Origin of the sequence: Paramixta manurensis (assembly GCF_013285385.1) — a bacterium.
Taxonomy (GTDB): domain Bacteria; phylum Pseudomonadota; class Gammaproteobacteria; order Enterobacterales; family Enterobacteriaceae; genus Paramixta; species Paramixta manurensis.
The window spans coordinates 4441728-4463130 of sequence record NZ_CP054212.1 but is presented as its reverse complement, the minus strand read 5'-3'; the positions used below and the strand labels follow the sequence as shown (position 1 = coordinate 4463130).

General features: G+C 52.3%; 17 protein-coding genes, 1 tRNA gene and 3 rRNA genes. 16 read left to right on the top strand and 5 right to left on the bottom strand.

Annotation, left to right across the window (positions count from 1 at the left end):
- The first annotated feature begins 106 nt into the window (after nucleotides 1-106).
- The 4 genes from tatA to tatD all read left to right on the top strand — a co-directional run bounded on the left by tatA (nucleotide 107) and on the right by tatD (nucleotide 2569).
- Entirely contained in the window at nucleotides 107-367 is a 261-nt protein-coding gene (gene tatA, locus PMPD1_RS21425; RefSeq protein WP_173635941.1) for a Sec-independent protein translocase subunit TatA, read from the top strand.
- A gap of 3 nt (nucleotides 368-370) precedes the next feature.
- A complete protein-coding gene (tatB, locus tag PMPD1_RS21420) occupies nucleotides 371-925 on the top strand; it encodes a Sec-independent protein translocase protein TatB (protein WP_173635940.1) in 555 nt (184 codons plus the stop codon).
- Between the two features lie 2 nt (nucleotides 926-927).
- Nucleotides 928-1686 (top strand): Sec-independent protein translocase subunit TatC, encoded by a 759-nt coding sequence (gene tatC, locus PMPD1_RS21415; protein ID WP_173635939.1) that lies wholly within the window; start codon nucleotides 928-930, stop codon nucleotides 1684-1686.
- A 100-nt stretch (nucleotides 1687-1786) separates the two neighbouring features.
- The gene (gene tatD / locus PMPD1_RS21410) at nucleotides 1787-2569 is read left to right on the top strand and encodes a 3'-5' ssDNA/RNA exonuclease TatD (RefSeq protein ID WP_173635938.1); all 783 of its coding nucleotides are present in this window, start codon (nucleotides 1787-1789) and stop codon (nucleotides 2567-2569) included.
- Nucleotides 2570-2627: 58 nt separating this feature from the next.
- On the opposite strand, the gene rfaH is transcribed toward tatD, so the two are convergent.
- Entirely contained in the window at nucleotides 2628-3116 is a 489-nt protein-coding gene (rfaH, locus tag PMPD1_RS21405) for a transcription/translation regulatory transformer protein RfaH (protein ID WP_173635937.1), read from the bottom strand.
- Nucleotides 3117-3410: 294 nt separating this feature from the next.
- Here rfaH and ubiD point away from each other — a divergent pair, with 294 nt between their 5' ends.
- Nucleotides 3411-4895 (top strand): 4-hydroxy-3-polyprenylbenzoate decarboxylase, encoded by a 1485-nt coding sequence (gene ubiD, locus PMPD1_RS21400; RefSeq protein ID WP_173635936.1) that lies wholly within the window; start codon nucleotides 3411-3413, stop codon nucleotides 4893-4895.
- A gap of 45 nt (nucleotides 4896-4940) precedes the next feature.
- The gene (fre, locus tag PMPD1_RS21395; protein WP_173635935.1) at nucleotides 4941-5642 is read left to right on the top strand and encodes an NAD(P)H-flavin reductase; all 702 of its coding nucleotides are present in this window, start codon (nucleotides 4941-4943) and stop codon (nucleotides 5640-5642) included.
- Between the two features lie 94 nt (nucleotides 5643-5736).
- Here fre and fadA read toward each other — a convergent pair whose 3' ends face one another.
- Both fadA and fadB read right to left on the bottom strand, forming a co-directional pair.
- Nucleotides 5737-6900, bottom strand: coding sequence for an acetyl-CoA C-acyltransferase FadA (fadA, locus tag PMPD1_RS21390; RefSeq protein WP_173635934.1), 1164 nt, complete (start codon nucleotides 6898-6900; stop codon nucleotides 5737-5739).
- 10 nt (nucleotides 6901-6910) lie between these two features.
- The gene (gene fadB / locus PMPD1_RS21385; protein ID WP_173635933.1) at nucleotides 6911-9097 is read right to left on the bottom strand and encodes a fatty acid oxidation complex subunit alpha FadB; all 2187 of its coding nucleotides are present in this window, start codon (nucleotides 9095-9097) and stop codon (nucleotides 6911-6913) included.
- Nucleotides 9098-9284: 187 nt separating this feature from the next.
- Here fadB and pepQ point away from each other — a divergent pair, with 187 nt between their 5' ends.
- The 8 genes from pepQ (at nucleotide 9285) to rrf (ending at nucleotide 18793) form a co-directional block, all read left to right on the top strand.
- Nucleotides 9285-10616 carry a Xaa-Pro dipeptidase gene (gene pepQ, locus PMPD1_RS21380; RefSeq protein WP_173635932.1) on the top strand — a complete coding sequence of 444 codons (1332 nt, stop codon included), beginning with the start codon at nucleotides 9285-9287 and terminating at the stop codon, nucleotides 10614-10616.
- On the top strand, nucleotides 10616-11233 hold the full coding sequence (locus tag PMPD1_RS21375; protein ID WP_173635931.1) for an IMPACT family protein: 618 nt from the start codon (nucleotides 10616-10618) through the stop codon (nucleotides 11231-11233). Before pepQ ends, PMPD1_RS21375 begins: the two co-directional genes overlap by 1 nt.
- Nucleotides 11234-11264: 31 nt before the next feature.
- Nucleotides 11265-12716, top strand: coding sequence for a Trk system potassium transporter TrkH (gene trkH, locus PMPD1_RS21370; protein WP_173635930.1), 1452 nt, complete (start codon nucleotides 11265-11267; stop codon nucleotides 12714-12716).
- An 18-nt stretch (nucleotides 12717-12734) separates the two neighbouring features.
- Nucleotides 12735-13271: a menaquinone-dependent protoporphyrinogen IX dehydrogenase gene (gene hemG, locus PMPD1_RS21365; RefSeq protein WP_173635929.1), complete on the top strand. Its 537-nt coding sequence runs from the start codon at nucleotides 12735-12737 to the stop codon at nucleotides 13269-13271.
- 380 nt (nucleotides 13272-13651) lie between these two features.
- A 16S ribosomal RNA gene (locus PMPD1_RS21360) occupies nucleotides 13652-15193 on the top strand.
- A gap of 85 nt (nucleotides 15194-15278) precedes the next feature.
- A tRNA-Glu gene (locus PMPD1_RS21355) sits at nucleotides 15279-15354 on the top strand.
- Between the two features lie 208 nt (nucleotides 15355-15562).
- Nucleotides 15563-18469: ribosomal RNA gene (locus PMPD1_RS21350) — 23S ribosomal RNA — on the top strand.
- Between the two features lie 208 nt (nucleotides 18470-18677).
- Nucleotides 18678-18793: ribosomal RNA gene (rrf, locus tag PMPD1_RS21345) — 5S ribosomal RNA — on the top strand.
- The 16S, 23S and 5S rRNA genes sit together here with 1 tRNA gene alongside, the layout of an rRNA operon.
- 66 nt (nucleotides 18794-18859) lie before the next feature.
- Here the strand turns inward: rrf and mobB are convergent.
- Complete coding sequence (mobB, locus tag PMPD1_RS21340) at nucleotides 18860-19381, bottom strand: molybdopterin-guanine dinucleotide biosynthesis protein MobB (protein ID WP_173635928.1); 522 nt, start codon at nucleotides 19379-19381, stop codon at nucleotides 18860-18862.
- Nucleotides 19382-19969: a molybdenum cofactor guanylyltransferase MobA gene (gene mobA, locus PMPD1_RS21335; protein ID WP_173635927.1), complete on the bottom strand. Its 588-nt coding sequence runs from the start codon at nucleotides 19967-19969 to the stop codon at nucleotides 19382-19384.
- Nucleotides 19970-20045: 76 nt separating this feature from the next.
- Between mobA and PMPD1_RS21330 the strand changes: the two genes are divergently transcribed.
- Both PMPD1_RS21330 and PMPD1_RS21325 read left to right on the top strand, forming a co-directional pair.
- Nucleotides 20046-20315 (top strand): YihD family protein, encoded by a 270-nt coding sequence (locus PMPD1_RS21330; RefSeq protein ID WP_173635926.1) that lies wholly within the window; start codon nucleotides 20046-20048, stop codon nucleotides 20313-20315.
- A 79-nt stretch (nucleotides 20316-20394) separates the two neighbouring features.
- Complete coding sequence (locus PMPD1_RS21325) at nucleotides 20395-21381, top strand: serine/threonine protein kinase (protein ID WP_173635925.1); 987 nt, start codon at nucleotides 20395-20397, stop codon at nucleotides 21379-21381.
- Nucleotides 21382-21403 lie beyond the last annotated feature (22 nt).

Here is a 21403-nt window from a genome sequence, read left to right as displayed (position 1 = left end):
AAAAAGACGCTTTATTGATGTTGCCCCGGGTTCACGCGTCGTCAGCGAGGGTTAAGCTGTTATATACTGCGTTTTGACATGTTGGTTATTATTAGAGGCAAAAGACATGGGCGGTATCAGTATTTGGCAGTTATTAATTATTGCGGTGATTGTGGTACTTCTGTTCGGCACCAATAAGTTGCGTAACTTGGGTTCCGACCTTGGCTCTTCGATCAAAGGCTTTAAGAAAGCCATGAGTGATGATGAGCAGAAAGACGCGGCGAAGCAGCAGGATAACGACGCGGAGTTCGAGGTTAAGCCCTTGGCGGATAAACCACCCACCACGGCGAAGAAAGACGACGCCAGGAACGACAAAGAGCAGGTGTAAACCGTGTTCGATATTGGTTTTAGTGAACTGGTTTTGGTTTTTGTTATCGGTCTGATTGTTCTCGGCCCGCAGCGCTTACCTGTTGCAGTAAAAACTGTGGCGGGTTGGATCCGCGCAATGCGCTCGCTGGCGGCGAATGTGCAGAATGAACTGGCGCAAGAACTGAAGTTACAGGAATTGCAGGATAGCCTGAAAAAAGTTGAACAGGCCAGTAAGGATTCATTGTCTCCCGAGCTAAAAGAGTCAATGGAGGAGCTAAAGAAAACGGCGGAATCCATGAAACGCTCTTACCTGGGCGATCATGAAAAAGCGGATGATGAAGCGAACACCATTCACAATCCCTTGATGACAGCATCTCCCGATGCACATGACGGCGTGACGCCTGCTGCGGCTGAAAAGCAGTCCAGTGCGCCCGTACAGTCACCGAACGTTGAGCCGGACGAGGTTATGAACAGTGAGGCAACGCCGGTTGAAAAAACGGTCGTCAACGCTGAATCTGAAACGCCGCCGCACGCGGCTAAATCTTCCGTGCCCACTTCTATAAGCGATGAACGATAACCATGTCAGTTGAAGATACCCAACCGCTGATCAGCCATCTGATCGAGCTGCGTAAACGGCTGCTTAACTGTCTTATCGCCGTTTTGGTGATTTTTCTGGCGTTGGTTTATTTCGCCAACGACATCTATCAGTTGGTTTCCGCGCCATTGATTAAACAGATGCCGGTGGGCGCCAGCATGATCGCTACCGATGTGGCATCACCTTTCTTCACTCCGATCAAACTCACCATTATTGTCTCGGTGTTTCTTGCTGTGCCGGTGATCCTGTATCAAATCTGGGCATTTGTTGCGCCTGCGCTGTATCGCCATGAACGTCGTTTAGTGATGCCGCTGCTGTTTTCCAGCACGTTGCTGTTTTATCTCGGTGTTGCTTTTGCCTACTTCATTGTGTTCCCGCTAGCTTTTGGCTTCTTTGCCAAAACCGCGCCGCAGGGCGTATTGATCGCAACGGATATCAATAATTATCTCGATTTCGTGATGGCGCTGTTTATGGCATTCGGCGTGTCATTTGAAGTGCCTATCGCGATTGTGCTGTTATGTTGGACCGGCGTAACCTCGCCGGATGATTTGAAAAAGAAACGCCCTTATGTGTTGGTTGGCGCTTTCGTGGTGGGAATGTTATTAACGCCGCCAGACGTTTTTTCACAAACTTTGCTCGCTATTCCGATGTACTGCTTGTTTGAAATCGGCGTATTCTTTTCTCGTTTCTATGTGGGAAAAGGGCGTCAGGACAAGGCTCCGGAAGAGGATGCTGAATCCTGACTGTCTGAGCAGCCAGCGGCTGCCCGCGCTTCCCGCTATCGGGGGGCAGAGTTAAATTCAAACCGCCCGCATCAGGGCGGTTATTGTTTGGGAAGTCACAATGTTTGATATCGGTGTAAACCTGACCAGCACGCAATTCGCGAAAGACCGCGATCGCGTGGTTAAACGTGCGCGCGAAGCGGGCGTCACCGGCATGCTGATCACCGGCACTAATGCGCTTGAGAGCCAGCAAGCGCAAAGCCTGGCACAACAACATTCATCTTTTTGCTGGTCGACCGCCGGCGTACATCCACACCATGCCAGCGAGTGGTCGGCGGAAACTGCCGCGACCTTATTACGGCTGGCAACCAGCCCGCAAGTGGCGGCCATCGGCGAGTGTGGCCTGGATTTTAACCGCAATTTTTCGGCGCATGATCAGCAAGAGTATGCTTTTAACGCGCAATTGGCGCTGGCGGCTGAATGCGATATGCCGGTGTTTTTACACTGTCGGGACGCGCACGCGCGTTTTATTGACATACTGAAGCCGTGGATTGAGAAACTGCCGGGCGCGGTGGTGCACTGTTTTACCGGTACGCGTGAAGAGCTGGAAGAGTGCCTGGCGTTAGGCTTATCGATAGGGATTACCGGCTGGGTCTGCGATGAAAGGCGCGGGTTAGGCCTGCGGGAACTGCTGCCGCTGATTCCGGCCGAGAAATTATTATTGGAAACGGATGCCCCTTATTTATTGCCACGCGATATGCGTCCGCGCCCGCCATCAAGGCGCAATGAACCCTGCTTCTTACCGCATATTATCCATCAGGTCGCGCAATGGCGGGGGGAGGACTCTCAGGCGCTAGCGCAGCAAACGGATGCCAACGCGCGGCGGCTGTTTCGGCTGAATTGAACCCGTTTGAGCGTCACGACATGAGGCGGACGATATATATCGTCCTTTCTCGGCAAGGTTACAGTTTCTGGAATAGCTTATTGTCGACACTGCGCATTACTTGCTTATTGAGCAAGGTTAAAAGCAACATTGAGCGCGCCTCGCCGTCAGGCTCGGTAAAAATCGCCTGTAATCCTTCAAAGGTACCGTCGGTAATCAGAACCGCGTCTCCGGGTTGTGGCGTTTCCGGATCGACCATATTACCTGGCGTCTCATGCTGCAGCGCGTGAATAACTGCCTTAGGAACGGTAGCCGGGTGCGCGCCAAAGCGTACAAAGTGACTGACGCCACGCGTTGCGCTGATGGTCGTGGTATGAATCGATTCAGGATCGAACTCAATAAAAAGATAATTGGGAAATAGCGGTTCGCTCACCGTCGTACGTTTACCGCGCACGATTTTTTCCAGAGCAATCATCGGACTAAGACAATGTACCGATTGTCGCTCAAGGTGCTCTTTCGCACGTAATAGCTGGCCACGTTTACAGTAAAGAAGATACCAGGATTCCATAATGTCACTTTTCAATGTTTGAACGCTAAGAATATCAAACCTGCTAGCGGAGTTATAGCGTACAAGCCTGTCTGCAGGGCTGATGAGACAAAATGATATGCGAAATATCCTAAGTCATGTTTATAAATTAGCAGGAATTCGGTTGTTGATCCGTCACATTCAACGTAATTGTAAATTGACGTCTCCTGTCCATCTGTATCAGACTCACTGCGCACTGTTACGCACAACAAAATAAGCATGCCTGATGATTCAGCCCTATAATGGCCGATTCACTGGCCATATTGATGAAATGTCATGAAATACCACGATTTACGCGAGTTCATTGCTTTGCTGGAACAGCGCGGAGAATTAAAACGCATCAGCCTTGAAGTCTCTCCCGAGTTAGAAATGACGGAGATCGCCGATCGAACACTACGTGCGGGCGGTCCGGCGCTGTTATTTGAAAACCCCAAGGGGTATGACATGCCGGTGCTCTGTAATTTGTTCGGCACGCCAAAACGTGTCGCAATGGGCATGGGGCAGGAAGACGTCAGCGCGTTGCGCGAGGTGGGGAAATTGCTGGCGTTTCTGAAAGAGCCAGAGCCGCCGAAAGGCTTTCGCGATCTGTTTGATAAAATGCCGCAGTTCAGGCAAGTGCTGAATATGCCAACCAAACGGCTGCGCAACGCGCCCTGCCAGGAACAAGTTTGGCAAGGCGATGAGGTGGATCTTTCGCGCATTCCGGTCATGACTTGCTGGCCTGAGGATGCCGCGCCGCTGATTACGTGGGGGTTGACGGTGACGCGGGGTCCGCATAAAGAGCGGCAGAACCTTGGTATTTACCGTCAGCAGGTTATTGGTAAAAACCGGGTTATTATGCGTTGGTTATCGCATCGTGGCGGCGCGTTAGATTTTCAGGAGTGGTCGAAAGCCCATCCGGGAGAACGTTTTCCGGTTGCTGTCGCGCTTGGCGCCGATCCGGCGACCATTCTCGGCGCGGTAACGCCGGTGCCTGATACGCTTTCCGAATATGCTTTTGCTGGCTTACTGCGCGGAACGAAAACCGAAGTGGTTAAGTGCCTGTCAAACGATCTTGAAGTGCCTGCCAGCGCGGAAATTGTATTGGAAGGGTATATTGAAGCGGGTGATGTGGCACCCGAAGGGCCGTATGGTGACCATACCGGCTATTACAACGAAGTGGATAGCTTCCCGGTATTTACCGTAACCCATGTTACGCAACGTCATAATGCTATCTATCATTCAACCTACACCGGGCGGCCGCCCGATGAGCCCGCGGTATTAGGCGTAGCGCTGAATGAAGTACTGGTTCCCATTCTGATTAAACAGTTTCCGGAAATTGTCGATTTTTATCTGCCGCCGGAAGGCTGTTCCTATCGCCTGGCTGTAGTGACGATGAAAAAGCAGTACGCTGGTCACGCCAAGCGAGTAATGATGGGTGTCTGGTCGTTTTTACGGCAGTTTATGTATACCAAATTTGTTATCGTATGTGATGACGATGTAAACGCTCGTGATTGGAATGATGTGATCTGGGCGATTACGACGCGCATGGATCCGGCGCGTGATACGGTGTTGGTTGAGAACACCCCAATCGACTATCTTGATTTCGCCTCGCCGGTTTCCGGTCTGGGTTCCAAAATGGGGCTGGATGCTACCAATAAATGGCCGGGTGAAACGCAGCGTGAGTGGGGGCGTCCGATCGTTAAGGATGCCGCCGTGACCGCGCGGGTAGATGCGATATGGGATGAATTAGGCATTTTTAATGCGCCGCCGAATCCTTAATGGCGGCGAACGAATCAAAATAATGACGACCCGCAGAGGGAACGCATGACAACGTTAAGCTGTAAGGTCACCTCCGTAGAGGCGATTACCGATACCGTATACCGGGTGCGCCTGGTGCCGGAAGCGAATTTTAGTTTCCGCGCTGGTCAGTATCTGATGGCGGTAATGGATGAAAATGATAAACGTCCGTTTTCTCTGGCTTCCACGCCGATGGAAAAGGACATTATTGAGTTACATATTGGCGCCTCAGAGCTGAATTTGTACGCCATGGCGGTAATGGAGCGGATTCAGCAGCAGCGCCAATTGTCGGTGGATATTCCACACGGCGATGCCTGGTTACGGGAAGACAGCGATCGTCCGCTGGTGTTGATTGCCGGCGGCACGGGTTTTTCCTATGCGCGCTCAATTTTATTAACCGCGCTAGCACAGCAGCCGGAACGTGATATTGCCATCTACTGGGGCGGTCGTGAGCTTAAGCATTTGTATGATCTCGATGAGTTGAATGCGTTAGCGGTGAAACATCCGAACTTACGGGTGGTGCCGGTGGTTGAACAACCTGAAGAGGGTTGGCAGGGCCGCAGCGGTACGGTGCTGACGGCGGTGATGCAGGATTATGGCTCGTTGAACGAGCATGACATCTACATCGCCGGTCGTTTTGAAATGGCGAAAATCGCCCGCGAACGTTTTTGTGCAGAGCGCGGCGCACAAGAAAGCCGTATGTTTGGCGATGCTTTCGCGTTTATCTAATCTACGGGGCGAGGTCAGCTTGCCCCAAATTCCCAATAAAAAAACCCGCCCCTGACAGGCGGGAAGAATAACAATTACTTCAAGTGTCAACGTATTAGACGCGTTCAAACACGGTAGCGATGCCTTGACCTAAGCCGATACACATGGTCGCCAGGCCGAATTGCACATCTTTACGCTCCATTAAATTGAGCAGTGTGGTGCTAATTCGCGCGCCGGAACAGCCCAGCGGATGACCCAGCGCAATCGCTCCCCCGTTCAGGTTCACTTTTTCGTCCATCTGGTCCAGCAGCCCCAACTCTTTCACGCACGGCAGCGCCTGGGCGGCAAAGGCTTCGTTCAGCTCAAAGACACCAATATCCTCAACGCTCAATCCCGCGCGTTTAAGCGCCAGCCGGGAAGCCGGAACCGGACCGTATCCCATAATGGAGGGATCGCAACCGACCACTGCCATCGCTTTAATGCGCGCACGCGGTGTTACACCCAACTCGCGGGCGTGAGATTCACTCATGACCAGCATCGCCGCAGCGCCATCAGAAAGCGCCGATGAGGTGCCTGCGGTCACTGTCCCGTTAACCGGGTCGAAAGCCGGTTTGAGCGCCGCCAGGCTGGCAAGATGCGTATCTGAGCGGATAACTTCATCAAAGTCATAACGTTTCAGGACACCCTCTGCGTCATGACCGGAAGTTGCAACAATTTCATTTTTGAAATGGCCTGCCTGAGTCGCGGCCCAAGCCCGCTGATGAGAGCGTACGGCGAATTGATCCTGCATTTCACGGCTGATGTGGTGCATACGCGCCAGCATTTCGGCAGTAAGCCCCATCATTCCCGCCGCTTTTGCCACCGTGCGGCTTAAACCCGGATGGAAATCTACCCCGTGGCTCATCGGTACATGCCCCATGTGCTCGACGCCGCCAATCAAACAGGTCTGCGCATCGCCAACCATTATCGCTCGGGCGGCATCGTGTAACGCTTGCATGGATGAGCCACACAGGCGGTTGACGGTGGTGGCCGGAACCCGATGTGGAATTTCCGCCAGCAGCGCCGCGTTACGCGCGATATTAAATCCCTGCTCCAGGGTTTGCTGAACGCAGCCCCAGTAAATATCGTCGAGTGTGGCGGCCTCGACAGATGGGTTACGGCTGATCAGGCTCCGCATCAGATGTGCGGAAAGATCTTCCGCCCGCACATGCCGAAAGGCGCCGCCTTTAGAGCGCCCCATTGGGGTGCGAATAGCATCAATAATAACGACGTTTTCCATTTTCATCTCCTCACGCCGTTTTCAGTGCGGCTTCGCTAATCGGTTCGGCTGGCGGATACCAGCTTTCATTACGCTGTGCTTTCGCCGCCAGCCCGTCGGGGACACGGTACAGTTCGCCGAGCGCAGCATAACGTTGCGCCAGTTCGACAAAGGCGGCGTTACCGAAGGTATCCAGATAGCGGAATGCGCCACCGTGAAACGGTGGGAAGCCTAAGCCATAGACCAACGCCATATCGGCTTCCGCCGGGCTGGCGATAATATGCTCCTCCAGGCAACGGACCACCTCATTGATCATGGGGATCATCATGCGGGCGATGATCTCCTCGTCGCTAAATACGCGTTTAGGCTGACTGACACTTTCTAACAATCCATCTACCGTCTCATCAGGCAATTTTTTCGCCTTGCCTTTTTTGTCTGTTTCCCAACGGTAAAAGCCTTGTTGATTTTTCTGACCGTAGCGTTGCGCGTCGAACAGCACATCAACCGCATCGCGATAGTCCTTTTTCATCCGCGTAGGGAAACCGTCAGCCATTACGCTTTGTGCGTGGTGGGCGGTATCAATGCCGACCACATCCAGCAAATAAGCGGGGCCCATCGGCCAACCGAACTGTTTTTCCATTACTTTATCGATCTGGCGGAAATCAGCGCCATCACGCAATAGCAGGCTAAAACCGGCGAAGTAGGGGAACAACACGCGGTTAACAAAAAAGCCGGGACAATCGTTGACCACGATAGGGGTTTTGCCCATTTTACTGGCCCAAGCGACCACTTTTGCCAGGGTAGCCTCAGTGGTTTTTTCGCCGCGAATCACTTCGACCAGCGGCATGCGGTGCACCGGGTTGAAAAAGTGCATACCGCAAAAGTTTTCCGGACGTTTTAATGCTTTCGCCAGTTGGCTAATCGGGATGGTGGAAGTGTTTGAAGCTAGAATCGTTTGTTCAGTAACCTGGCGCTCGGTTTCCGCTAACACCGCCGCTTTCACGGTGGGATTTTCCACTACCGCTTCCACGACGATATCGGCCCGCTCAAACCCCGCGTACTCCAGCGTTGGTTGAATGGTAGAAATAATATTGGCCAGTTTCACGCCGTCAATTTTGCCGCGCTCTAACTGTTTATTCAGCAGCATGCCCGCTTCTTTCATCCCTAACGCCAATGATTTCTCATTGATGTCTTTCATCAATACCGGTACGCCTTTCCATGCCGATTGATAAGCAATACCGCCACCCATAATTCCTGCACCCAATACCGCCGCCTGCTTTGGCGTTTCCAGATCGCGGGTGAGCTTTTTCGCTTTTCCTTTAACATACTGGTCATTAAGGAAAATGCCGACTAACGCGCGTGCTTCGTTCGAGCGGGCGAGAGGCACAAAGGCCTGGGTTTCCAGTTTTAACGCTTCATCACGTCCTAAACCTGCCGCGGCTTCAATTGTTTTTACGGCAGTAATGGGCGCCGGATAATGTTTCCCTGCGGTTTGCATTACCATACCTTTGGCAATGGTGAAACTCATCGCCGCTTCAATCGGGCTAAGTTTGAGGGGGGCCAGTTTCGGCTGGCGGCGCGCACGCCACTCATCAGGATGAGCAATGGCGTCACGTAGCATCGTTAATGCACCGTTGCGTAGCTGCTCTGGCGCAACCACCGCATCGACCAGACCGAGCGCCAGCGCTCGTTGCGCATCCACATCCTTACCCGCGGCAATAATCTCCAGTGCGCTATCCGCGCCGAGCAAGCGCGGCAAACGCACCGAGCCGCCAAAGCCAGGCATAATGCCGAGTTTAGTTTCCGGTAGGCCAATACGGGTATCTGGCGTGGCGATGCGGTAATCAGTTGCCAGCACACACTCGCAACCGCCGCCGAGCGCATAACCGCTAATTGCGGCAATGGTGGGAACCGGTAAATCTTCCAGACGATTAAAAATACCGTTGGCAAAACTCAGCCAGTCGGCCAGCTTCTCCGCCGGCGCGGTAAACAACGATAAGAATTCGGTAATATCCGCGCCGACAATAAAGGCTGGTTTCGCGGAGCTGAGCAGTACCCCTTTCAACGTGGGTTGTTGCTCAAGAATGGCCATCGCTTCGCCGAGGCTGGCGACGGTTTGCGTATCCAGTTTATTGACTGAGCCTGGCGCATCAAAAACTAGCTCGGCGATGCCATCGTCCAGCCAGTCGAGAGAAAGGGTGTCGCCTTGGTAGAGCATGTCCATCTCCTGAAACAGCGATAAAGGGATCTGGTCGTACCAGATGATCGGAGTGTGAGATCGATGTTAATAATTTGCAAACTTAAGTTTGCTTATTTGCTAACAAGATCACAGGTGCGGCAAAACGCCATCGCGGGTTTGGCTGTGATAAGATGCGGGCAATTTTTCACGACAACGGAGGAAGGAAATGGACTCGTTGGTGACGCTGTTTAAAGATCATATTGCTACGCTCCAGCAGCGGGCGCAGCAAGTATTAGCGCGCGGTAAACTGGACGCGCTATTAATCCATTCCGGGGAGCCGCTAACGGTATTCCTTGACGATCATGATTACCCCTTCAAGGTTAACCCACAGTTTAAGGCTTGGGTGCCGGTTATCCACGTTCCGCATTGTTGGTTGTGGGTCGACGGAGTTAATAAACCTAAGCTGTGGTTTTATTCGCCGGTGGATTACTGGCATAACGTGGAACCGTTGCCGCAAAGTTTTTGGACTGCCGAGATTGAGATTATTGCGCTGAAAAAGGCCGATGATATTGCGGTGCTCTTACCGGCGCAGCGCCAAAATGTGGCGTATATCGGGCCGGTTCCGCAACGAGCCAGCCAACTGGGGATTGACGCCGACCGCATCAATCCCCAGGCCGTTATCGATTTTCTTCACTATCACCGTTCTTACAAAACCGATTATGAACTGGCTTGCATGCGTGAAGCGCAAAAGCTGGCGGTTGCCGGGCATCGTGCGGCGAAAGAGGCATTTTTATCCGGGATGAGCGAGTTCGATATTAATGTCGCTTATCTCAGCGCGACCGGCCATCGCGATACAGATGTGCCTTATGGCAATATTATCGCATTAAATGAGCATGCGGCGGTGTTGCACTACACCCAGCTTGAGAATCAGCCGCCTGAGCAAATGCGAAGTTTCCTGATTGATGCTGGCGCGGAGTATAACGGTTATGCGGCGGATTTAACCCGCACTTATGCCGCACAGCATGACAGCCTGTATGCGCATCTGGTTAGTGATCTTAATGATGAACAATTGGCATTAATTGGTACGTTAAAAGCAGGTGTGCGTTACACCGACTACCATCAACAGATGCATTTGCGTATCGCTAACCTGCTCTTGAAACATCAGTTGGTGAGAGATATTAGCGCTGAAGCGATGGTGCAAGAAAATCTGACCGGGCCGTTTTTGCCGCATGGGTTAGGGCATCCGCTAGGCCTTCAAGTTCACGATGTCGCTGGTTTTATGCAGGATGACAAGGGGACGCATTTGGCTGCGCCGCAGCAGTATCCGTACTTGCGTTGCACGCGCATCCTTGAACCGCGCATGGTATTGACGATAGAACCTGGGCTCTATTTTATTGATTCTCTCTTGGCGCCGTGGCGTGAAGGGCAATATCGCCAGCATTTTGATTGGGAGCGGATTGATGCGTTGAAGCCCTATGGCGGTATTCGTATTGAAGATAACGTGGTTATCTATAATAACCGCGTAGAAAATATGACGCGTGACCTGCACTTGGCCTGATGAACGCTTACGATATTCCCGCTGAGGCGGTGAGCCTCAGTGAGGAAACCATCAAGAAAAGTCGTTTTATTACGCTATTAGCGCATACCGAAGGCGTTGAAGCGGCTCGGGCATTTGTTCAACAGGTTAAGGCGCAACATCCGGCGGCCCGGCATCATTGCTGGGCGTGGGTAGCTGGCGCGCCAACGGATTCTCAGCAACTGGGTTTTTCCGACGATGGTGAGCCTTCCGGTACGGCGGGGAAACCGATGCTGGCGCAACTGATGGGCAGCCATATTGGTGAAATCACCGCGGTGGTGGTGCGCTATTACGGCGGCATCCAGCTGGGTACCGGTGGGCTGGTTAAGGCCTATGGCGGCGGCGTACAGCAAGGGTTGAAACAGCTGGTACGTAAACAAAAAGTACCGATGCAGGCGTTTACCTTATCCTGTGACTACGCACAATTAGCCGATATTGAGCGGCTGATCGCGCGTTTTGATGGGCAACTGCTGAATTGCGAATTTTTGGATGTTGTCTCGATAAATTTAGCGTTACCGCCTGCGCGAATTGAAGGATTCACGCAAAATTTGTCAGACATTAGCCGGGGCGGGTTACATCTGTTGCCGGTAAAACAATAATTTTTTCTTTTTAGGTTAAGGAAACGGCTGAATGCATTTTCGTGCCATTACCCGCATTGTCGGTTTGCTGGTCATTTTGTTCTCCGGAACGATGATCGTACCCGGATTGGTGGCGTTAATTTATCGCGATGGCGCCGGACGGGCGTTCAGCCAAACTTTCTTTATGGCGTTGGTGATTGGCGCACTGCTGTGGTGGCCCAACCGTAAGCAGAAGAAGGAGCTTAAGCCGCGTGAGGGTTTCTTGATCGTGGTGTTGTTTTGGACGGTGTTGGGTAGCGTGGGAGCGATGCCTTTTATCTTTTCCGAGCAGCCTAATCTTTCAGTGACAGATGCCTTTTTTGAGTCATTCTCCGGTTTAACCACCACCGGCGCCACAACGCTAGTGGGGCTTGACTCGTTGCCTAAGGCGATTCTGTTTTATCGCCAAATGCTGCAATGGTTGGGCGGGATGGGGATCATTGTATTAGCGGTGGCGATTTTGCCTATTTTGGGCGTTGGCGGTATGCAGCTCTACCGGGCAGAAATGCCAGGGCCGCTCAAAGATAACAAAATGCGCCCACGTATTGCGGAAACCGCCAAGACGCTGTGGTTGATCTATGTGTTGCTGACGGTGGCGTGTGCGTTGTCGCTTTGGCTGGCCGGGATGTCGCTTTTCGATGCGATTGGACATAGTTTTTCCACTATCGCGATTGGCGGTTTTTCCACGCATGATGCCAGTATTGGTTATTTTAATAGCCCGACCATTAATACGATTATTGCGATATTCTTGCTGATCTCTGGCTGTAATTACGGCCTACATTTTTCGCTTCTGAGCGGGCGCAGTTTACGTGTTTACTGGCGCGATCCTGAGTTTCGGATGTTTATCGGGGTACAGTTTACCTTTGTTATTATCTGTACCGTGGTGTTGTGGTTCCATAATGTCTACTCCAGTGCGTTGCAGACGCTGAATCAGGCTTTCTTTCAGGTGGTGTCGATGGCGACCACCGCCGGCTTCACTACCGACAGTATCGCCCGTTGGCCGCTTTTTCTGCCGGTGTTATTGCTGTGTTCGGCTTTTATAGGCGGGTGCGCGGGGTCAACTGGCGGCGGCCTGAAGGTTATTCGTATTCTATTGCTGTTTAAACAAGGTTCGCGTGAGTTAAAACGTCTGGTGCACCCCAATGCGGTTTATACCATTAAACTCGGCACGCGCGCGCTGCCGGAGCGCATATTGGAGGCTGTGTGGGGGTTTTTCTCGGCCTATGCGTTGGTTTTTCTGCTGAGTATGTTGGCGATTATTGCCACGGGCGTTGATGATTTTTCGGCATTTGCCGCGGTAGCGGCTACGCTTAATAACCTTGGTCCGGGGTTAGGCGTTGTCGCCGATAATTTCACGTCAATGAATGACGTAGCAAAATGGATTTTAATTTCGACGATGTTATTTGGTCGACTTGAAGTCTTCACGCTGTTAGTCCTGTTTACCCCAACGTTCTGGCGTGAGTAAGCCGAAGAGTAGAGAAATATGAAAACGCTAATTCTTTTTTCCAGCCGGGATGGCCAAACACGCGAGATTGCTTCTTTTATCGCGAATCATTTAAAAGAAGAAATGGAGTGCGAGGTTTACAATATCCTACGTGTTGAGAATCTCAATTGGTCGCAGTATGACCGCGTGGTTATTGGCGCCTCAGTGCGTTATGGGCATTTCCATCCAGCGCTGGCGAAATTTGTTAAGCGCTATCAGAGTGAGTTGCAGCAACGTCCCGCCGCTTTCTTTTCGGTAAACCTGACTGCGCGTAAACCGGAGAAGCGAACGCCTCAGACTAACGCTTATACGCGCAAGTTTTTACTTCAATCGCCTTGGCAGCCTGATTGTTGCGCCGTTTTTGCTGGCGCGCTGCGTTATCCTCGTTATGGTTGGTTTGACCGGGTAATGATCCAATTGATTATGCGAATGACCGGTGGAGAAACCGATCCAAGCAAAGAAGTAGAGTATACCGATTGGGAGCAAGTGAAGCGTTTCGCCAGCGAATTCGCTCACTTACCCGGCAAAGCGTCGTAAAAAACGACGCTTTGCCGAAAAATAGCGCGAATGATAATTTTTTTGCAATTAACACTTGTCAGCCAGCAGGAACTCCCTATAATGCGCCTCCACTGACACGGCACAACGGTCGCAGCGACCGGTAAGCGTACCGGGTCAGGCGCAGGAAAACTTCTGAAAAACGGGGTTGACTCTGCGGGAGGAAAGCGTAATATACGCCACCTCGCGACAGGCGGTTAAGCAGCTGTTCGCACTGCTCTTTAACAATTTATCAGACAATCTGTGTGGGCACTCGCAGGATTGATATCGCAAGCATCTCCGGATGCAACAAAATATCAAGTCTTGAAGAGTGACTACTGATTTTATAAACAGTTTTAATTCTTTGAGCATCAGACACTTTTAAATTGAAGAGTTTGATCATGGCTCAGATTGAACGCTGGCGGCAGGCCTAACACATGCAAGTCGAACGGTAGCGGGAAGAAGCTTGCTTCTTTGCCGACGAGTGGCGGACGGGTGAGTAATGTCTGGGGATCTGCCCGATGGAGGGGGATAACCACTGGAAACGGTGGCTAATACCGCATAACGTCGCAAGACCAAAGTGGGGGACCTTCGGGCCTCACACCATCGGATGAACCCAGATGGGATTAGCTAGTAGGTGGGGTAACGGCTCACCTAGGCGACGATCCCTAGCTGGTCTGAGAGGATGACCAGCCACACTGGAACTGAGACACGGTCCAGACTCCTACGGGAGGCAGCAGTGGGGAATATTGCACAATGGGCGCAAGCCTGATGCAGCCATGCCGCGTGTATGAAGAAGGCCTTCGGGTTGTAAAGTACTTTCAGCGGGGAGGAAGGGGTGAAGGTTAATAACCTTTGTCATTGACGTTACCCGCAGAAGAAGCACCGGCTAACTCCGTGCCAGCAGCCGCGGTAATACGGAGGGTGCAAGCGTTAATCGGAATTACTGGGCGTAAAGCGCACGCAGGCGGTCTGTTAAGTCAGATGTGAAATCCCCGGGCTCAACCCGGGAACTGCATTTGAAACTGGCAGGCTTGAGTCTCGTAGAGGGGGGTAGAATTCCAGGTGTAGCGGTGAAATGCGTAGAGATCTGGAGGAATACCGGTGGCGAAGGCGGCCCCCTGGACGAAGACTGACGCTCAGGTGCGAAAGCGTGGGGAGCAAACAGGATTAGATACCCTGGTAGTCCACGCCGTAAACGATGTCGACTTGGAGGCTGTGAGCTTGACTCGTGGCTTCCGGAGCTAACGCGTTAAGTCGACCGCCTGGGGAGTACGGCCGCAAGGTTAAAACTCAAATGAATTGACGGGGGCCCGCACAAGCGGTGGAGCATGTGGTTTAATTCGATGCAACGCGAAGAACCTTACCTGGTCTTGACATCCACGGAAGAACGCAGAGATGTGTTTGTGCCTTCGGGAACCGTGAGACAGGTGCTGCATGGCTGTCGTCAGCTCGTGTTGTGAAATGTTGGGTTAAGTCCCGCAACGAGCGCAACCCTTATCCTTTGTTGCCAGCGATTCGGTCGGGAACTCAAAGGAGACTGCCGGTGATAAACCGGAGGAAGGTGGGGATGACGTCAAGTCATCATGGCCCTTACGACCAGGGCTACACACGTGCTACAATGGCGCATACAAAGAGAAGCGACCTCGCGAGAGCAAGCGGACCTCATAAAGTGCGTCGTAGTCCGGATCGGAGTCTGCAACTCGACTCCGTGAAGTCGGAATCGCTAGTAATCGTGGATCAGAATGCCACGGTGAATACGTTCCCGGGCCTTGTACACACCGCCCGTCACACCATGGGAGTGGGTTGCAAAAGAAGTAGGTAGCTTAACCTTCGGGAGGGCGCTTACCACTTTGTGATTCATGACTGGGGTGAAGTCGTAACAAGGTAACCGTAGGGGAACCTGCGGTTGGATCACCTCCTTACCTGAAGATACTTTCCCGCGAAGTGCTCACACAGATTGTCTGATAGATGCAGAGAAGCAAGGCGTCTTGCGATTGAGACTTCAGTGTCCCCTTCGTCTAGAGGCCCAGGACACCGCCCTTTCACGGCGGTAACAGGGGTTCGAATCCCCTAGGGGACGCCACTTGCTGGTACGTAAGTGAAAGATGCGGAACCAAAAGATAGTTCAGAGTATGCAGCGATGCGTACTGCGAAGTATTTGCTCTTTAACAATCCGGAACAAGCTGAAAATTGAAACGACGTGCTGTTTCTTTTCTCCGTAATAAGAAAAGAAAGCGGCGCGTTCGAGTCTCTCAAATGCTCATAACGCACAGGACGCCTGTGGGTTGTGAGGTTAAGCGACTAAGCGTACACGGTGGATGCCCTGGCAGTCAGAGGCGATGAAGGACGTGCTAATCTGCGAAAAGCGCCGGTAAGGTGATATGAACCGCTATAGCCGGCGATGTCCGAATGGGGAAACCCGGTGCACTTCGGTGCATCATCATGTCATGAATACATAGTGGCATGAGGCGAACCGGGGGAACTGAAACATCTAAGTACCCCGAGGAAAAGAAATCAACCGAGATTCCCCCAGTAGCGGCGAGCGAACGGGGAGCAGCCCAGAGCCTGAATCAGCTTGTGCGTTAGTGGAACGGTCCGGAAAGGCCGGCGATACAGGGTGACAGCCCCGTACACAAAAGCGCACTGGCTGTGAGCTCGATGAGTAGGGCGGGACACGTGGTATCCTGTCTGAATATGGGGGGACCATCCTCCAAGGCTAAATACTCCTGACTGACCGATAGTGAACCAGTACCGTGAGGGAAAGGCGAAAAGAACCCCGGCGAGGGGAGTGAAAAGAACCTGAAACCGTGTACGTACAAGCAGTGGGAGCCTCATTTATGGGGTGACTGCGTACCTTTTGTATAATGGGTCAGCGACTTATATTCTGTAGCAAGGTTAACCGCATAGGGGAGCCGAAGGGAAACCGAGTCTTAACCGGGCGCTAAGTTGCAGGGTATAGACCCGAAACCCGGTGATCTAGCCATGGGCAGGTTGAAGGTTGGGTAACACTAACTGGAGGACCGAACCGACTAATGTTGAAAAATTAGCGGATGACTTGTGGCTGGGGGTGAAAGGCCAATCAAACCGGGAGATAGCTGGTTCTCCCCGAAAGCTATTTAGGTAGCGCCTCGTGAATTCATCTCCGGGGGTAGAGCACTGTTTCGGCTAGGGGGCCATCCCGGCTTACCAACCCGATGCAAACTGCGAATACCGGAGAATGTTATCACGGGAGACACACGGCGGGTGCTAACGTCCGTCGTGAAGAGGGAAACAACCCAGACCGCCAGCTAAGGTCCCAAAGTCATGGTTAAGTGGGAAACGATGTGGGAAGGCCCAGACAGCCAGGATGTTGGCTTAGAAGCAGCCATCATTTAAAGAAAGCGTAATAGCTCACTGGTCGAGTCGGCCTGCGCGGAAGATGTAACGGGGCTAAACCATGCACCGAAGCTGCGGCAGCGACACGTAAGTGTTGTTGGGTAGGGGAGCGTTCTGTAAGCCGTCGAAGGTGGCCTGTGAGGGCTGCTGGAGGTATCAGAAGTGCGAATGCTGACATAAGTAACGATAAAGCGGGTGAAAAGCCCGCTCGCCGGAAGACCAAGGGTTCCTGTCCAACGTTAATCGGGGCAGGGTGAGTCGACCCCTAAGGCGAGGCCGAAAGGCGTAGTCGATGGGAAACGGGTTAATATTCCCGTACTTGGTGTTGCTGCGAAGGGGGGACGGAGAAGGCTATGTTAGCCGGGCGACGGTTGTCCCGGTTTAAGCATGTAGGCGGGCGTTCCAGGTAAATCCGGAAGGCCGTTAACGCTGAGGTGTGACGACGAGGCGCTACGGCGCTGAAGTAACAAATGCCCAGCTTCCAGGAAAAGCCTCTAAGCATCAGGCAACACGAAATCGTACCCCAAACCGACACAGGTGGTCAGGTAGAGAATACCCAGGCGCTTGAGAGAACTCGGGTGAAGGAACTAGGCAAAATGGTGCCGTAACTTCGGGAGAAGGCACGCTGTCGTTAGGTGAAGTGACTTGCTCACGGAGCTGAAGGCAGTCGAAGATACCAGCTGGCTGCAACTGTTTATTAAAAACACAGCACTGTGCAAACACGAAAGTGGACGTATACGGTGTGACGCCTGCCCGGTGCCGGAAGGTTAATTGATGGGGTTAGCGGCAACGCGAAGCTCTTGATCGAAGCCCCGGTAAACGGCGGCCGTAACTATAACGGTCCTAAGGTAGCGAAATTCCTTGTCGGGTAAGTTCCGACCTGCACGAATGGCGTAATGATGGCCAGGCTGTCTCCACCCGAGACTCAGTGAAATTGAACTCGCTGTGAAGATGCAGTGTACCCGCGGCAAGACGGAAAGACCCCGTGAACCTTTACTACAGCTTGACACTGAACACTGGTCCTTGATGTGCAGGATAGGTGGGAGGCTTTGAAGCGGGGACGCCAGTTCCCGTGGAGCCGCCCTTGAAATACCACCCTTTAATGGCTGGTGTTCTAACGTTGGCCCGTAATCCGGGCTGCGGACAGTGTCTGGTGGGTAGTTTGACTGGGGCGGTCTCCTCCCAAAGCGTAACGGAGGAGCACGAAGGTCAGCTAATCACGGTCGGACATCGTGAGGTTAGTGCAAAGGCATAAGCTGGCTTGACTGCGAGCGTGACGGCGCGAGCAGGTGCGAAAGCAGGTCTTAGTGATCCGGTGGTTCTGAATGGAAGGGCCATCGCTCAACGGATAAAAGGTACTCCGGGGATAACAGGCTGATACCGCCCAAGAGTTCATATCGACGGCGGTGTTTGGCACCTCGATGTCGGCTCATCACATCCTGGGGCTGAAGTAGGTCCCAAGGGTATGGCTGTTCGCCATTTAAAGTGGTACGCGAGCTGGGTTTAGAACGTCGTGAGACAGTTCGGTCCCTATCTGCCGTGGGCGCTGGAGAACTGAGGGGGGCTGCTCCTAGTACGAGAGGACCGGAGTGGACGCATCACTGGTGTTCGGGTTGTCATGCCAATGGCACTGCCCGGTAGCTAAATGCGGAAGAGATAAGCGCTGAAAGCATCTAAGCGCGAAACTTGCCCCGAGATGAGTTCTCCCTGACCCCCTGAGGGTCCTGAAGGGACGTTGAAGACGACGACGTTGATAGGCCGGATGTGTAAGCGCAGCGATGCGTTGAGCTAACCGGTACTAATGACCCGTGAGGCTTAACCTTACAACGCCAGAGGCGTTCTTGAGAGACGCGATTTTAGTTTTCAGCGAGTTTACCGGATAAACGAATTTGCGGGAACGAAAGAGAACGTGCTGAAGCAAGGCGACCAGCGCAGGAAAGGAGGGAGCATACATAAGGTATGTGACTGACTTTGCAAGCGCAGGCAACGCAGCAGCAGAGCGTTATATTCGTTCCGTGCAGCAAGAATTTGCCTGGCGGCACTAGCGCGGTGGTCCCACCTGACCCCATGCCGAACTCAGAAGTGAAACGCCGTAGCGCCGATGGTAGTGTGGGGTCTCCCCATGCGAGAGTAGGGAACTGCCAGGCATTATATCAAGAACGAAGCCCCGTACTGACGTACGGGGCTTTTTTCGTTGCGGTAAAATCAGCCAGTCACGATACTGGCTGCGAACGAATCTGCTCCAGCCACGCGACAATAAACTCAGCAATACAAGACGGATGATTTAGATCGAGCACCGGCAAAGCACTCATCAGATGATTATCGCTGGCGACGGCGATAACGCTCGAATCCAGTAACTCATCGACGGAACGAGCAAGCCCCTCACGCCAAAGCACTATTTTTGGTACGGCTTCGCCTTTAAACCCTTCAACCAGCACCAGATCCAACTTGGTTACATCCATCCGACTGGCAAGCCATGCTAAATTCGGCTCTTCACCGAAAGGCGTCTCGGTCATCAACGCCCAGCGTTGCTGGCTGGCAACCAACACCTGATCGGCCCCCGCTTTCCTCAGCTCATAACTATCCTTACCTGGTTTATCAACATCCATATCATGATGCGTATGTTTGATTAAACCTGGCCGAATACCTTTCGCTTTTAACAAAGGGATCAACTGTTTGAGTAAGGTGGTCTTACCCGTGCCACTCCATGCGACGATAGCAAGTAATGGAACCATCTATTTCTCTTCCTGATAGAGCAGTAAATCCTGCGGCGTATTGATATTAATAAATAGGCGCTCATCATCATCGAAAAGCACCGGCCGCCCCCCGACCTGCTGTAAAAATAGCCTTAGCCTACGCTCACCGCGATGCAAAAAATCCTCGAGCCGATCGGCAACATCGCGATGGACCAATGCCAGAGCCGGATGATCGCGTGCGGCAGAACGCACCCACACAGCTTGCGCGTCATGTTTTTCCTGCCATAAACGCTGAACAAAATCATGAGGGATAAACGGTGTATCGCAGGAACTGAACGCCGCCCATTCGGTATCAATGGCCCGTAATGTCGCCAGCATACCCGCTAATGGCCCGGGAAAATCAGGCAATGTATCGCCGATCACCGTTAAACCGCTTTGCCGATAACGCTGCGGGTGACGATTAGCGCTAATAACGACTTGCGCCACCTGCGGTTGTAATCGTTGCAAGACATGCTGCCAAAGAGGTTGAGTACGGAACATCATCAGCCCCTTATCCTCACCACCCATACGCTGGCTACGTCCGCCGGCAAGAATAACGCCGGTGACCTGATTACATTGTTGACGCATTGCCTGATGCCTCGCTTTTCATCGCTGTATAACCCTGTTAACGTAGCGGGTAATAACTCTTTCAAGGATAACCAATATGAAATGCCAACGCCTGAATGAACTGATTGAATTGTTACAGCCCGCATGGCAACAAGATCCCGATCTTAATCTGCTGCAATTTTTACAGAAACTGGCCGATGAGTCAGGCTTTAAAGGCGCTTTGGCTGAAATGACGGATGATACATTGATTTATCATCTAAAAATGCGCGGTACGGACAAGAGCGCTGTGATCCCTGGCCTGAAAAAGGATTACGAAGAGGATTTCAAAACTGCTCTGCTACGCGCTCGCGGCGTGATTAAGGATTAAATCCGCTCCGCCGCCTGGCTTTCTACCATTTAGTGGTATCCTTACACGCTATATCAAGCGAACAGAGCGGCCAGCGAATATGAGCCATGCGGCATTTAATTTTCAGACGTTAAATCCCGACACCATCGTTGATGCATTATGGGATGTTGGGTTACGTGTTGAATCCGGCCTGACCGCGTTAAACAGTTATGAGAACCGGGTTTATCAATTCTCTGATGAAGATAAAAAGCGTTACGTGGTGAAGTTTTATCGTCCACAACGCTGGTCGGCTGAACAAATCGGAGAAGAGCATCAGCTTGCGGCGGAACTGCAGGCGGCGGAAATTCCGCTGGCGGCGCCACTTAGCTTGCAGGGAAATACTCTCAATCAGCACGATGGCTTCTGGTTCGCGGTGTTTCCGAGTTTAGGCGGCCGACAGTACGAAACGGATAATGAGGACCAAATGGAGTGGGTTGCGCGTTTTATTGCTCGTATTCACCAAACCTCAAGCCAGCGCCTATTTAGCCATCGTCCAACCTTCGGTTTAGCTGAATATCTCACCGAGCCTCAACGGCTGCTTGAACAGTGTTCCCTGATCCCTGCCTCACTTAAACCCGCTTTATTGCGCAGCGTGGCACGGCTAGATAAATCTTTACATGAAAGCTGGCATACTAACTGGGTGCCGTTACGGCTACATGGGGATTGCCATCCCGGCAACATTCTCTGGCGTGACGGGCCATTTTTTGTCGATCTTGATGATGCGCGTAATGGCCCGGCAGTTCAGGATCTATGGATGTTAGTGAATGGCGATCGCCGTGAACAACGTATCCAGTGGGATATTCTGTTGGAGGCTTACAGCGAATTCCGGGACTTTGATATTAACGAATTGTCACTGATTGAACCTTTACGCGCGATGCGCATGGTTTATTATCTGGCCTGGATCGTGCGTCGCTGGGAAGACCCTGCTTTTCCACGTAATTTTCCGTGGATGACGGATGAGGATTTTTGGCGCCGACAAATTTCTATTTTTACTGAGCAGGACAAGCTGTTGCAAGAACCGCCGCTACAGTTAATGCCTGAATTTTGATCTTGCATTAAGGAGAGAGTTT

Coding starts and splice junctions, on each gene's coding strand:
- PMPD1_RS21330 (WP_173635926.1), top strand. CDS start 20,046: ATGAAATGCCAACGCCTGAATGAACTGATTGAATTGTTACAGCCCGCA.
- fadB (WP_173635933.1), bottom strand. CDS start 9,097: ATGCTCTACCAAGGCGACACCCTTTCTCTCGACTGGCTGGACGATGGC.
- fadA (WP_173635934.1), bottom strand. CDS start 6,900: ATGGAAAACGTCGTTATTATTGATGCTATTCGCACCCCAATGGGGCGC.
- tatC (WP_173635939.1), top strand. CDS start 928: ATGTCAGTTGAAGATACCCAACCGCTGATCAGCCATCTGATCGAGCTG.
- mobA (WP_173635927.1), bottom strand. CDS start 19,969: ATGCGTCAACAATGTAATCAGGTCACCGGCGTTATTCTTGCCGGCGGA.
- tatA (WP_173635941.1), top strand. CDS start 107: ATGGGCGGTATCAGTATTTGGCAGTTATTAATTATTGCGGTGATTGTG.
- PMPD1_RS21325 (WP_173635925.1), top strand. CDS start 20,395: ATGAGCCATGCGGCATTTAATTTTCAGACGTTAAATCCCGACACCATC.
- fre (WP_173635935.1), top strand. CDS start 4,941: ATGACAACGTTAAGCTGTAAGGTCACCTCCGTAGAGGCGATTACCGAT.
- tatD (WP_173635938.1), top strand. CDS start 1,787: ATGTTTGATATCGGTGTAAACCTGACCAGCACGCAATTCGCGAAAGAC.
- ubiD (WP_173635936.1), top strand. CDS start 3,411: ATGAAATACCACGATTTACGCGAGTTCATTGCTTTGCTGGAACAGCGC.
- mobB (WP_173635928.1), bottom strand. CDS start 19,381: ATGGTTCCATTACTTGCTATCGTCGCATGGAGTGGCACGGGTAAGACC.
- hemG (WP_173635929.1), top strand. CDS start 12,735: ATGAAAACGCTAATTCTTTTTTCCAGCCGGGATGGCCAAACACGCGAG.
- pepQ (WP_173635932.1), top strand. CDS start 9,285: ATGGACTCGTTGGTGACGCTGTTTAAAGATCATATTGCTACGCTCCAG.
- rfaH (WP_173635937.1), bottom strand. CDS start 3,116: ATGGAATCCTGGTATCTTCTTTACTGTAAACGTGGCCAGCTATTACGT.
- trkH (WP_173635930.1), top strand. CDS start 11,265: ATGCATTTTCGTGCCATTACCCGCATTGTCGGTTTGCTGGTCATTTTG.
- PMPD1_RS21375 (WP_173635931.1), top strand. CDS start 10,616: ATGAACGCTTACGATATTCCCGCTGAGGCGGTGAGCCTCAGTGAGGAA.